The 12936-nt window shown below is 69.4% G+C and carries 11 protein-coding genes and 2 pseudogenes; 4 read left to right on the top strand and 9 right to left on the bottom strand.

Annotated elements, in window-relative coordinates; genetic code table 11:
• Positions 1-23 precede the first annotated feature (23 nt).
• The 9 genes from OG625_RS36780 to OG625_RS36820 form a co-directional block, all read right to left on the bottom strand.
• Positions 24-1079 (bottom strand): cytochrome d ubiquinol oxidase subunit II, encoded by a 1056-nt coding sequence (locus OG625_RS36780; RefSeq protein WP_329389653.1) that lies wholly within the window; start codon positions 1077-1079, stop codon positions 24-26.
• Positions 1076-2560: a cytochrome ubiquinol oxidase subunit I gene (locus tag OG625_RS36785; protein WP_329389655.1), complete on the bottom strand. Its 1485-nt coding sequence runs from the start codon at positions 2558-2560 to the stop codon at positions 1076-1078. Before OG625_RS36785 ends, OG625_RS36780 begins: the two co-directional genes overlap by 4 nt.
• A 38-nt stretch (positions 2561-2598) precedes the next feature.
• Positions 2599-3393 (bottom strand): SDR family oxidoreductase, encoded by a 795-nt coding sequence (locus tag OG625_RS36790; protein ID WP_443067926.1) that lies wholly within the window; start codon positions 3391-3393, stop codon positions 2599-2601.
• Positions 3394-3604: 211 nt separating this feature from the next.
• Positions 3605-5185, bottom strand: a complete 1581-nt coding sequence (locus OG625_RS36795; protein WP_329389659.1) for a GMC family oxidoreductase — start codon at positions 5183-5185, stop codon at positions 3605-3607.
• Between the two features lie 148 nt (positions 5186-5333).
• The gene (locus OG625_RS36800; protein ID WP_329389661.1) at positions 5334-6248 is read right to left on the bottom strand and encodes a cyclase family protein; all 915 of its coding nucleotides are present in this window, start codon (positions 6246-6248) and stop codon (positions 5334-5336) included.
• 32 nt (positions 6249-6280) lie between these two features.
• Positions 6281-7798, bottom strand: coding sequence for a gluconokinase, GntK/IdnK-type (locus tag OG625_RS36805; protein ID WP_329389662.1), 1518 nt, complete (start codon positions 7796-7798; stop codon positions 6281-6283).
• A 108-nt stretch (positions 7799-7906) separates the two neighbouring features.
• Positions 7907-9304, bottom strand: a complete 1398-nt coding sequence (locus OG625_RS36810) for a chloride channel protein (protein WP_329389664.1) — start codon at positions 9302-9304, stop codon at positions 7907-7909.
• A 135-nt stretch (positions 9305-9439) separates the two neighbouring features.
• Complete coding sequence (locus OG625_RS36815) at positions 9440-9628, bottom strand: hypothetical protein (protein ID WP_329389666.1); 189 nt, start codon at positions 9626-9628, stop codon at positions 9440-9442.
• Between the two features lie 135 nt (positions 9629-9763).
• Positions 9764-9934: a QsdR family transcriptional regulator gene (locus OG625_RS36820; RefSeq protein ID WP_329389668.1), complete on the bottom strand. Its 171-nt coding sequence runs from the start codon at positions 9932-9934 to the stop codon at positions 9764-9766.
• A gap of 240 nt (positions 9935-10174) precedes the next feature.
• Between OG625_RS36820 and OG625_RS36825 the strand changes: the two are divergent.
• The 4 genes and pseudogenes from OG625_RS36825 (at position 10175) to OG625_RS36840 (ending at position 12930) form a co-directional block, all read left to right on the top strand.
• Positions 10175-11015 (top strand): annotated as a pseudogene (locus OG625_RS36825) (IS5 family transposase).
• Positions 11016-11053: 38 nt separating this feature from the next.
• The gene (locus OG625_RS36830) at positions 11054-11584 is read left to right on the top strand and encodes a hypothetical protein (RefSeq protein ID WP_329389670.1); all 531 of its coding nucleotides are present in this window, start codon (positions 11054-11056) and stop codon (positions 11582-11584) included.
• 22 nt (positions 11585-11606) lie between these two features.
• Positions 11607-11764 (top strand): annotated as a pseudogene (locus OG625_RS36835) (transposase); the annotation flags it as partial.
• Between the two features lie 236 nt (positions 11765-12000).
• On the top strand, positions 12001-12930 hold the full coding sequence (locus tag OG625_RS36840; RefSeq protein WP_329389672.1) for a hypothetical protein: 930 nt from the start codon (positions 12001-12003) through the stop codon (positions 12928-12930).
• Positions 12931-12936 lie beyond the last annotated feature (6 nt).

Below are 12936 nucleotides of genomic sequence, written 5' to 3' on the forward strand. Positions count from 1 at the left end.
GCCAACGGGGCGGCGCCGCAAGGTCAGTCGCCGTCGGCTCCGTCACCCTGCGCGGGGCGGGTCCGGCGCAGGTCGGACTCGGTGAGGGGCTCCAGCTCGCCGTGGGTGTCCATCCAGTAGAGGAGGAAGACTGCCGGGGCGACGAGCAGCAGGGCGACGAGGCTGACCACTGACAGCCAGGTCAGCGTCTGGGAATCGCCCGCGGCGTCCGCCACGGTCAGGGACGTGGGGATGAGGTAGGGACGCTGGGCGAGGCCCCAGGCGAAGACGGCCGCGGCGACGAGGCCTACGGCGCTGAAGCGAGCCCAGCGGGCCTCCCTCCGCAGCACGAGCACCGCCGTGGCGGCGAAGAACAGGGCGGACACGACCGCGAGCGCCAGTCCCGCGCCGTGGGTGAGTCCGTGCCAGACGTGGGGGGCGTCGCCGCGGGTGACGAGGAGCACGCCCACCGCCACCAGGGCCACCGCGACGAGACTGAGGAGGGCGCGGAGCCGGAAGTAGCCGACGAGGTCGGGTGCGTCGAAGCGGGCGGCGTCGGCGGTCAGGAACACGGCGCCGAGGAGCGCGGTCGCGGCGACGGTGAAGAGTCCGAACAGGAGGGACGCCGAGGTGGCCCAGGCGTCCGCCGAGGCTTCGGTGCCCGGTGCGACCCGGCCGGTGGCGATGGCGCCGACGGCCACCCCGAGGAAGAACGGGGTGAGCAAGGAGGCGATGGCGAACGCGGCACCGTAGAGGCGCCGCCGGGCCAGTCGGCGGCTGGGCTTGCGCAGCGCGAATCCGGCACCGCGCAGGACCATCCCGAGGGCAGCCAGCGCCAGGGGAAGCCACATCGCGGTGAACACGGTCTGGAACAGCACGGGGAATCCGGTCCACATGATGATGAGGGCGAAGATCAGCCAGACGTTGTTGACCTCCCACACGGGGGCCATGGCGTGATCGATCAGCCATCTGGGGCGCTTGCCGCGCTCGGCTCCGCCGGCCGCCAGGTCCCAGAAGCCGGCCCCGTAGTCGGTTCCGCCGGCGCAGGCGTAGGCGGTCACGGCGAGCAGCATCGCGAAAGCGACGACGTCGGCGATCACGGCCCATCACCCCCGGACGCAGTGGGCCCGCTGTCTCCCGAGGAGCGGGTGTCGCCGGCCGGGACGGGAGGGCGGGGGCCGTACGGGGTGACAGCCTCCGGTGCCTCGGCCGGCCGCCCGTCCGTCTGCTCGTCGGCCAGTCGCCAGCGGTCGCGCATCTTCAGCAGGACGGTGAGGAACGCCCCGAAGATGAACACGTACACCACGATCACCAGGCCGAACATGATCCAGAGGGTGGTGGAACGGGTCGATGTCACGGCCTCGGCGACGCGCATGTTCTGGTAGACGATCCAGGGCTGGCGGCCCACTTCCGTCGTGATCCAGCCGCATTCGACGGCGATGACGGAGCCGACACCGGCGCAGGCGGCGCTGCGGTAGAACCACTTCGAGGCGGGCAGCCGGCGATGGCGCAGCCAGACCAGGCCGTACCAGAGGGCGAGGATCACCAGCAGAGTGCCGATTCCGACCATGATGTCGAAGGCCCAGTGGGCGATCGTGGCCTGAGTGGCGTTCGGCCGGTCGCTCGCCGGTACGGAGGTCAGCCCGGTCACCGTGGTGTCCGGGCTGAACCCGGCCAGGATGGAGTCGAGCTGGGGGATCTTGATACCGCCGGAGATCGATCCGTCCGGGTGGAGGCGGCCGAACAGGTACTCCGGAACGTGGCTGTCGGTCTCCCAGACGATCTCCATCGCCGCGAACTTCACGGGCTGCTTGTGGAACACCGCCCGGGCGATCGAGTCGCCCAGCACGAGCTGCACCGGAGTGGCCGCAGCGGCGATGGTGAAGGGGACCGCGAAGCCGAGCCGGTGGTAGCGGTCCCGACGGCCGCGAAGCCATCCGACGGCGTAGACACCTGCCACGACGTAGCCCGCCGTCACCAGCATCGCCACCACGAAATGCCAGTACTGGGGCCCGAACATCGGGGTGAAGATGACCTTCCAGACGTCCACGTCGACGGGATTGCCCTGGGCGTCGAGCGAGAACCCCTGCGGGGTGTTCATCCAGGAGTTGGCGGCCAGGATGCCGAAGGCCCCGAGCAGCGCTGTGGCCGGCAGCGGCAGCCCGAGCAGGAAGTGGGTGCGTGGCTTCAGCCTGCGCCAGCCGTACAGGTAGATGGCGATGAGCACTGCTTCGAGGAAGAATGCCCAGGCCTCGACGCCGAACCCGATGCCGAAGACATCGCCCCACTTGCCCATCAGCCCCGGCCAGAGCAGGCCGAACTCGAACGAAAGCACAGTGCCGGTGACGACGCCGATCGCGAACTGCACCGCCATCACGGCCGACCAGCGCCGGGCCAGCAGCAGGGCTGTGGCGTCGTTCCGACGCAGGCCTCGGTAGTGCATGACGAGGGTGATGAGCGGCAGTGCCACTCCCATCGGCACCAGGATGATGTGGGAGGCGAGGGTGAACGCCATGAGCTCCCTGGCCGGGAGCAGTTGGGCGGGGGCGTCTGCCGCCAGCAGATGGACCGTGGTGTGCATACGTTCCTTTGCCGCTCGGGATGACTGGCCGGACGGGGTCAGCCGCCGGTGGCGAAGCCGGGGAAGAGGGTCATCCCACCGTCCACGAAGAGCGTGGTGCCCACGACGTAGTCCATGAGGTCGGAGGCGAGGGCGACGGCCGCGTGGGCGATGTCCTCGGGCTCACCGATGCGCTCGTACGGGATCAGCCGCAGCAGATCCTTCCGGGCGTCCTCCGTCTCCCACGCGTCCCGGTTGATCGGTGTCTTGATGGCTCCGGGAGCGATCGCGTTCACCCGGATCTTCTTGGGCGCGAGTTCCTGCGCCAGGGTCGCCATCAGCATCTGCACGCCCCCCTTGGAGGAGGCGTAGTTCGCGTGCCCCGCCCAGGGAATGACCTGGTGGACGGAGCTCATGCAGATGATCTTTCCGGCCGCACGGGACACCTCCGGGACGACGCCGCGCCGCAGGAACTCCTTCGTCGCTTCGCGAGCGCAGAGGAACTGGCCGGTGAGGTTGACGTCCAGCACCTTCTGCCACTGGGCGAGCGTCATCTCCTCGAACGGGGCGTCGCGCTGCAGTCCGGCGTTGGCGACCAGGATGTCGATCGTGCCGAACTCCTGGACCATCCGGTCCATCATGGCCACGACCTGGTCTTCCTGGGACACGTCCGCCTCGTACGCGGCGGCGCGCACGCCGAACGAGGCGATTTCCGCGACCACTTTCTCGGCCTCTTCCGCGCCGGCCACGTAGTTCACGACCACATCGGCGCCGGCCCGGCCCAGGCCGATGGCCGTTGCCCTTCCGATTCCGCTGTTGGCACCGGTGACCAGCGCCTTCTGGCCCTTGAGCAGATGAGCGGGGATCACTCCCTGCGGTACATCCTCAGTGGAACTCACGATCGACTGCCTCCTCGACTGCCCGGTCCGGATGCGGTCCGCCGGACCGCTGCCCGACAGAGTCCGAACGTCACGGAAGCACCCTCTTCGGAGATCAGCGGCCCAGGCGAGGCGCTCTTGGGCCACACGGCCGAGCATCACCCCCCGGTCGGAGCAAGCTCCGGGGTCAGCTCAGCCGTTCCACCAGGTGGTCGCCCACCCGCAGGGCGTTCGCGATCGCCGTGAGGGACGGGTTGACCGCGCCGATACTCGGGAAGAAGCTCGTGTCGACCACGTACAGGTTGTCGAGATCGTGGGCCTTGCAGTTCACGTCCAGCGCGGATGTGGCTGGGTCGTCGCCGAATCGTACGGTGCCGGCCTGGTGCGCCGTGGCGCCGATCGGCATGCCCTTGTGGAGGTAGATGCTGCGCGACAGGAGCTGGTGCTCGTGCATCCCCAGATGGCCGAGCATGCCCTGGAGTTTGTGCCGCAGGCGCTTCAGCCCCGCCATGTTGTTCTTCTCGTCGAGCACGAGACGGATGGTGCCGTCGCCGTCGACGGTGACCCGGTTGTCGGGGAGGGGAAGGTCCTCGCCGCACAGCCAGAAGTCGACCGCGTGGTGGGCCATGACTTCGAAGGGCATGTCGGGGGTCACGGCACCCGCCCAACGGGGCGCCTCACCATGGATCTGGTCGGAGTCCGACTTGCCGAGCATCTGGATGCCGCCCAGCGGGTAGTCCCAGTCGTCGGCACCGAGGTACCAGTCGTGCAGGGCCAGGGTCTTCTGGAACTTGGTGTCGTTGGGCTCCTTCGAAATGGCCATCAGCGCAAGGTTGTTGTGGCGCATGTAGTGCCGGCCGACCACATCGGAACTGTTGGCCAGCCCCCGGGGGTGGCGGTCGTTGGCCGAGGCCAGCAGCAGAACCGCCGAGTTGACCGCCCCGCAGGCGACGACCACGATGTCCGCGGAGTAAGAGGCCTCGACCCCGTCCTCGCTCCGCGTCAGGACCGTGCTGACGCTACGTCCGGTCGGGTCGGTCTCCAACCGGACCACCCGGGAATTGGTGATCATTTCGACGTTCGGATGCCGCAGGGCAGGCTCCACGCAGATGACCTGGGCGTCCGACTTGCCGCGTACCAGGCAGGGGAAGCCGTCCACGCGGTCGCAGCGGATGCAGACGCTGGACTCGGTCGCCCGCCCGTTCTCGTCCTGGCTCAGGTTGACGCCGATGGGCAGGTGGAACGGGTGCATGCCCCGCTTCTCCAGATCGTCGCTCAGCTGCTGGATCCGTGGCTCGTGCTCGACCGGCGGGTAGGCGTACTGCGCGCTGTACGGCCCTTCCCACGGGTCCTCGCCGTGGCGTCCGTGGACCAGGTAGAGGTGCTCGGCCTCCGTGTAATAGGGCTCCAGGTCCTCGTACCGGATCGGCCAGGCCGGCGACAGCCCGTCGTGGTGGCGGAGTTCCCCGAAGTCCTCGGGCCGCAGCCGGAAGAGGGCGGCGCCGTAGAACTTGGTGTTTCCCCCGACGTAGTAGTTGACCTCGGGCGGGAATTCGTCGCCGTGCTTGTCCAGCCAGAACTCCGGGGCACGGTACTTGCCCTTCACGAACACGGCGGTGGAGTCCCAGTTGTCCCGCTCGCGGGGGAGGTAGTCACCGCGTTCGAGGATGAGTACCCGTTTGCCGGACGGGGCGAGCCGGTGGGCGAGCGTACCGCCGCCGGCGCCCGAACCGATGATGACGACGTCGTAGTGCGGGGAGTCGCCCACGACGACCACCGTCCTTGCGCTCGTGGGCCCCGCCCTTTCGCCGGGCCCTGACTCCGCGCGCTGCCGGGACACGGCAGCCACCCCACCTCTTCGAACGTATCCCCCCTTCCCGTGTGCGGCGACCGGGAGGGTTTCACGCCCATGGGCGTCACAGAACGGCGATCGGGTTCACGGGCGAGCCGGTGGCCGACGGGAGCCGGAGCGGCGCGATCACGCACAGAAACGACCACCGGCCCGTGCGTGCGCACGTCTCGGTCAAGTCCTCGAACTGCAGGTAGTCCATCAGATGCAGTCCCATGGCATGCATGGCCAGCACGTGCACGGGAAAGTCGATCCCGGCCACCGCGCTGGGGGCGGTGTCGTGGTTACCGTCCGCGCCCAGCACGGAGACCTGCCGCTCGGCCAGGAACCGCACGGCCGTGGGATGAAGGCCGGCCCGGGCCCGCGCGGCGTTCCACGCCCCGAGCTCCCGGCGCCGTAGGCGATGCCCCACTCGTACGAACAGCATGTCCCCCGGCCGGATCCGGACCCCTTGGGCCGCCTCAGCCGCGGTCAGGTCATCGGCGGTCACGTGATCCCCTGGCTCCAGCCAGGGCACGCCCCGCAGCCGCGGAACGTCCAGGAGCACGCCACGGCCGACGATTCCGTCCCAGACGACCTCGACGGAGAGCGCACGGGCTCCCTCGGGCGTCACGGTGCTCGCCGGCACGCCGTTGTAGAGCTCCCCGTCGAACAGCACATGGCACAGCGCGTCGAGATGACTGTCCGCGTCCCCGTGCACGTTCATCGCGAACCGGTCGCGGGCGAAGTGCAGCCCGCCGGCACCGGTCTCACCGGCGGCGGGGGCGATCATCCGGTGGTGTGCGGGGTCGGGATTGTCCGGGCCGGGCAGGGTTTCGATGGGCGCGGCCAGGGACACCGTGAGTCCGGAGCGGACCTCGGCGGCGGCGGCCACCACCCGCTCGGACGTCAGGTGGCCGAGCGTACCGCGCCGGTCGCCCGGGGGACGCGGGCTCCTGTCGCGCAGCTCCTCGTACAACGCACGAAAGGCGTCATCGGTCATGGGCCTCGGCGTTGACGGCCCGGTGTCCGGGGTCACCAGGACCCCCACGGGGCCAGGCCCCACCGGAAGACGTGGCTGCCGCCCGGTTCCAGGACGGTGAGCGCCGTGCCACTGCGGAAGGCGTCGGCCGGACAGGACATCGGCTCGATGGCGACGCCGCGCCGACGCCGCCCGGGCTCCGACAGCGTGTCCCCGGTGTAGACCTGCACGTACCGGATGCCCTCGAGGAGCCGTACGTCGATGCCGCGGAGCCCCGAAGGGTGCACCAGCCGAACCACGCAGTGGCCGGCGGGGTCCCGGTCGAGCCCCGTGTAGGCGGTGTCCAGTCGTTGCTCGCCGATGGGCCGGGCGATGCGGAAGTCGTACGCCGTGCCGTCGACCGGCTCCTCACCGGTCGGCAGGCCGTGTTCGTCGGTACTGAGCCGGTGGCGGGCCGGCACGGTCAGCAGCGCGGTGTCCACCAATTCGGTGCCCACGGTCAGATAGGGGTGCTGGCCCACGCCGTAGGGTGCGGCCGCGTCCCCCACGTTGGTGGTGGTGACGGTGGTCTCGAGCCCCTCCCGGCCAAGCCGGTACTCGGCGGCGACCTCCAGCTGGTAAGGGTATCCAGGCTGAGGGAAGAGGACGGTGCCCACCGTGACCGCGTCCTCGCTGCGGGCGAGCAGCTGCCACGCCACCCACCTCAGGAGCCCGTGGATCGCATTGTTGTTCTCCGGTTCGGTCAGCGGGAGTTGCAGGTCTTCAGCCCCGAACCGATAGCGCCCGCCGTCCACCCGGTTCGGCCAGGGCACGAGAAGCTGCCCCCGTCCGCCGGTGATCCTCTCGTCGGCGGCGAATCCGTCCAGAAGCGGCCGCCCGCCCACCTCGTAGTGGCGCAGGGCGCCGCCCAGCTCGACCACCACCGCCGCCTGCGCACCGTGGCGCAGCCGCCACTGTTCTCCTGATGCTGTGGGGGGCATGTGCGGCTCCTCGGTCGGTACGGCGTAGAGCTGGGCGACGACGGCTGCGACAACGGCTTCCGGGGGCTGGTCGACGCCCACCACACAGGCGTGCTCGTCGGGCTCTGGCTCCTGGAGGTCGGCGAACTGACTGTCCAGCAGCTCTGCGGGGAAGAAGTGGCCGTGCCTGGACAGCAGCCGGGAGCGGATGAGTTGCCGTGAACCGTGCAGATGGACCAGACGTACTTCGGGCCGTCCCCCGGCCAGTTGGTCCCGGTAGGCGCGCTTGAGCGCGGAACAAGCCACGACAGCGGGTTCCCGCGCTGCGATCCGCCGGTCGATCCATGCCTCGAGGGCAGCCAGCCACGGGCGTCTGTCCTCGTCGGTCAGAGCCTCGCCGGCCGCCATCCTGGCCCGGTTCGCCGGGGTGTGGAAGTCGTCGGCGTCCCTGTGCGCCCAGCCGAGCCGGTCGGCCAGCAGCAGCGCCACCGTGGACTTCCCCGACCCCGCCACGCCTGTCACGAGCACCACGGTTGCGGGCACCTTCGTGCCGAGGGCTTCCGGCTCGTGCGGCGGTCCCCGCATGGGCTCGCGCACGTGGTGACGCGCCATGCGGCCTCCTTCGTGCGGTGCCACCGGCCGGTCCCGTCTCCGGCCGGGTACTTCCACTCTCGGTACGCGCAGTCCGCGGCGCACCTCGGCCACCGTGCGGGGGCGACCTCAGGCGGAGCCGGACGGGCCGGCGGCAGGGGGATGCGCGGTCTGCGGTTCCGCGGGTTTGCCCACCGGTGGAACGGCGGATCCGGGCGGCAGCAACTGGGTCGTCACAAAAGCCACGACGGCCGCCAGGATCACCACGGGAACCATGGCGACGCTGCCGAGCACCAGGACGACGAGCACGATGCTGCTGACCGGCAGCCGCAAGGCACTGGTCGTCGCGGCCGCCATGCCCGCGGCCATTCCCGGTACGACCCCCAGGCCCGGCAGGGGCGCGAGCAGCACGCCCACGGCGCAGCCCAGGAACAGCGAGGGGAACACCGGGCCGCCTCGCAGGCTGCCCAGGCACAACGAGTAGGCCACTCCCGTGCAGAGCAGTACGGCGATCAGGGCCCCGACCCCCCAGGAATGCGGATCGGCGGCCATCCGGCTCAGCGTCGCCTGGCCGGAAGACGCCACGTCCGCGGGCGACCGGCCGGTGGTGAGCGCGTACACAGCGGCGCAGGCGCCTGCTGCCAGGGCAGACAGGGTCGTATGGACGACGGGACGCTTCGCGACGAACCGCGCGGTCATCCGGCCCCCTCCCATGATCAGATGAACGACGACACCAATGGCCACTGCCATCAGGACCGCCCAGACCACGTCTCCGGCATCGAGCCGCGGAGCGGGCACGCCCACTTTCACCGAGAGGCTGGTCGCACTGAATCCGGTCCAGCGGCCGAAGCCGGTGAACACGAGTGAGCCCACCCCGCTCGACAAGAGCGCGGGCAGCATGACCGCGAACAGCTGTGGCCCGCCCACCCCGGCCACCTCGATGAGCATCACCCCCGCGATGAGCGGATTTCCGAAGATCACCGCGACTGCAGCCGCTGCTCCTGCCGCGCCCAGGAGTGCCGTGCTCTTGGCGGTCGCCGGCACCCGCGCCAGATCCCTGAAGAGCAGGGCCAGGCCGCCGCCGAGGGCGATCAACGGCGCCTCCGGTCCGAGCGTGGCTCCGAGGGGAAGACTGATCACGGCGGCGAGGATCACGCCGGGCAGGGCCCGCGGCGTGATCCCGCCCGTGTGCAGTCCCGAGGCGGGGATGTGGCCTCCGGCGCCGGGCAGGTGGGTGACCACGAGCCCGACGGCCGCGCCGGCCACGAGCAGCAACGGCAGCGGCCACCACCACGGCGGGGCGCCCCACCCCAGAGCCTCAGGTAGATCGCCCCACATCAGGTGTTCCAGCTTGTGGAGTGCGACCAGGAACCAGAAAGCCACCAGCGACACCGGAACACCGATGAGGGCACAGAACACGAGCGCCTTCAGATAGCCGGGGCTGCGCAGCAGTTCACGCAGCCGGTCCGCCTCTTCGGGTTGTGTCCCCCCGCCAGGCCCCGCGGGGCGCGGATCCGACGCCGTCATCCGACGTGTCCCGTCTCGGTTCTGCACGTCATCACGGCTGTGCGGGCGATGCCACGAGGGGGTCCGGGCATGTTCGCTCATCTCCCAGGGGGTGCGGGTGGACCGTAGCGGACCGGGTTCGCCCGGCTGGAGTCTTCAGGCGACGGCCGGTTCGGCGGGAGCCGTCGTCGACTCTGCCGCGTCCGGCGAGGCCGGCAGGGCCCGGACGGGGGTGCGGCCGTTCGCCGCCAACTGGGCGCCGATGCCGTCGTGACCCTCCTCACGAGCGGATTGCGGTCTGGGCCGTACCCACAGCCCGTGGTCCAGGGGCGCTCGCCACGACACACGGCGACGGACCGACCTCCAGAGCCATTGCAGCATCCGGCCGGAGGCTTCGCATGTCCGGACGGAACTGCATGGCGGCCACGGTCTCCGGCGCGAAGAACGCCGGCGGCCAGGTCCCGGGTGTCGGTGGGAAGTTCAGCGCAGCAGTGCGGCGACGGCAGCCGCCGGTTTGGTCGCGTCGGGTTCGTCGCCGGTGATCAGATCCGCGTATACGAAGGACTCGCCGATGCGGGTGATGACGTATGTACGCGAGGTCCGGGAGTTCCATGGCCCCCGAGTCGAAAGGTACCTGTCGTCCGATGGCACAGCTTCGATCCCATAGTCCCTAGCGCCGCCCTGCTCCGATCATGATCACTGGAGGCAAGGCTTCGGTTTGTCTGGGGCTGATGAGGCTGGTGTGAATGACGGTGCAGAAGTAGCGGTTCCGACACCGTGTTGGCCTGGCTGCTCCTGTTTGGTCCCAAGACGCGGGGTTGTGAGCCGTGTGCTTCGGGCGCCGGTATCCGCGCCCGGGCCTGCCAGGCGGTTGGTGGGTAGCCCCGATCCATGCCTGAACGCCGCCGATACCCGAGTGATTTGTCCGATGCCCGGTGGGAGCTGGTCGAGCCGGTCCTGACCGCGTGGCGGTCCGAGCGCCGCGGCCGGGGCCTGGACACCGGCCGGCCGCCCGACCACGACCTTCGGAGTCTGCTCGACGCGGTCCTCTACGTGAACCGGACCGGCATCCCCTGGCGCTACCTGCCGCACGACTACCCGCACTGGAACACCGTCTACGCCTACTTCGCCCGCTGGCAGGAGGAAGGCGTCTTCGATCAGCTCAACACCCCGCTCCGCCGCCAAGTACGCAGGCAGGAGGGCCGAGGCGACGAACCGACCGCATGCGTCATCGACTCCCAGAGCATCAAAACCTCCACCAACCGCCCCCGCCTCCGGGCAGGGCATCGACGCCGGCAAGAAGATCGTGGGGCGGAAGCGGAGCATCGTCATCGACACCGTCGGACTCCTCCTCGGAGTCCTGGTCACCGCGGCAAGCGTGCAGGACTCGATCGCCGGCCAAACCCTCATCGAGCGGATCGCTGCCGAGCATCCCACCGTCCGCAAGACCTGGGTCGACGGCGGCTACCGCCAGCACCTCGTCGGGCACGCCGCCACCCTCGGCATCGACATGCACATCGTCCGCCGCGACCCCACCACCAGGGGATTCACCGTCCTGCCACGACGCTGGACCGTCGAACGCACGCTGGGATGGCTGATGAACCACCGCCGCCTGGCCCGCGACTACGAAGCCCACCCACACCGCTCCGAAGTCATGATCCACCTCGCGATGATCAACCTCATGACCCGCAGACTCACCTCCGAATCCACCCCCACATGGCGCGGAGCGTGAACCACATCGAACGCGGCAATCCGGGATGAAACAGCGGGATGTCAGTCCCCGCCGTTACCGTTCTGCCATTCACGATCTTCAGGGAGGGTGGCTCAATGGGTGCCAGCGGATGGGACTACATCACCAGCTACGACAGCGATGTTGAGGCGGCCTTGGGCACCTTGCAGGCCAAGGTGTTTCAGGAGGAGTACGGCGACGGTGCCCGCTACCGAAGCCTGCAGGACCTGTACGCGGACGAGGAGTTCATGGGCACGGAAGGCACCCATACGATCCTCGACATCGACAGGGTTGTTGCCACGGATGACCCGCCGACGCGGTCCGGTATCGCTGACTACGGAACCCTGCGCCGTCTGGCACTCAGCCGCGTGGTGCACCACTTCGGCACCGACCGCCCGACGGTAGAGCAGTACAAAGAGCTCGCTGCCCGTGCCAATGAGGCTGCGAGTCATGAGGAGTACAAGCGGAGCCTTCTCGGCGAGTGTCAGATGCGATGGACCGGCTACTACATCGTCCTCCACGCCGATGACAGGCCGACTCACCTGGGAATTTTCGGCTTCTCCGGAGACTAGGGCCGTTGATGTGGACATGGGGCGGGACCACCGGCAGGTGATCGACGGGATTCTGCACAGGGTGCGGACCGGCGTGACTTGCCGGAACGGTTCGGGCCGTGGAAGGCGTTCTATGAACGCCATCGGTTGTGGTCGGCCGGCGGGACGTGGGAACGCCTGCTCACGGACGTCAGCGGGCGCAGGCGCGTCGTAGCCCCTGCGACGGACGGACCGCAGCACAAGCGGGTCCGAGTTGAGGCCGAAACCGCTGTCCGGGAGACGGTTGCCGGCCAGGCCCCATCGCCCCATGTGATGCTCGCTGACTGGCGCCTCGACCTCCACAACCCGGTGACCTGCCCGGGCAGGGCAGGGCACCAGGCCTTGTCTGACAAATAATCATCCGACCGACGGACGGGCCGCCGATATCCTCCCGGGACGTGATCGACAGAGAGACGGTGAGGATGCCCACCGAGGACGTTCCGACAACAGCCCGGGTGCAGGACGTATTGAACCGAGCCGCGCACGTACTGATCGTCGAGGGACCGCCCGACCAGGTCGACTCCACCGACCTGAGGCGGCTCGTGGTGACCGGTGACGAGATCGCCGACCTGGCCCGGCACTTGGCCATCGTGGACGGTGGGACCGGTGACCGGTGCCGGTGCAACGGCTGGCCGACGATCATGGTTCACGGACCGGACGGTGAACTGACGGCCTGTTGGACGCTGCACCACCAGACCGGGCTGCGAGGGATCGGTAGCTGTGACGCCGACTTGCGTGACGGCCCGGCCCTTACCGAGTGGCTGGCACAGCGAGGCCTGACCGGATCGCAGGACGTCCAGGAGATGCTGGCCGAGGAAGAGGCCGAGGCCGAGCAGCGTCGGATGCGCTGGATCCAGGCCGCACCGGCCGGGCTGGCCGACGTAGCCGCGGATGTGTCCCGACCACCGGGCCGTGACGACGAAGCCTGGTCACGGCAGCTGGACGAAGCCGAGGGCCGTCTCGCCGCTCTGATCCGGCAGCACTACCCCGATGCGATCGAGCGCAACCGCGCTCTGTTGGCATGGGCGGGAGTCCGCTGCAGGGAGTCCACCGGTGGCTCGATGTGGTACGACATGGCCGTACTGCGCCGGATCCACGCCGAATCGCCCGACCTCGTCCTCACCGCGCTCGCTGCGCGCCCCCCGAGTCCGGCCCAACTCGACGGGGCGTCCGAACTGTTCTGCACGCTCGAATGGACCAATGCACACGACCGACAGCTACCCGAGCCGCAGAGGTCCATGCTGATCGGGCACATCCAGGCAGTCGGCACCGACACCATGCGAGTCCGCCTGAGTTGGGGCTACTACGGCGCGGAGCGAACAGTCTGACAGCAC

The organism is Streptomyces sp. NBC_01351, assembly GCF_036237315.1.
GTDB lineage: Bacteria > Actinomycetota > Actinomycetes > Streptomycetales > Streptomycetaceae > Streptomyces.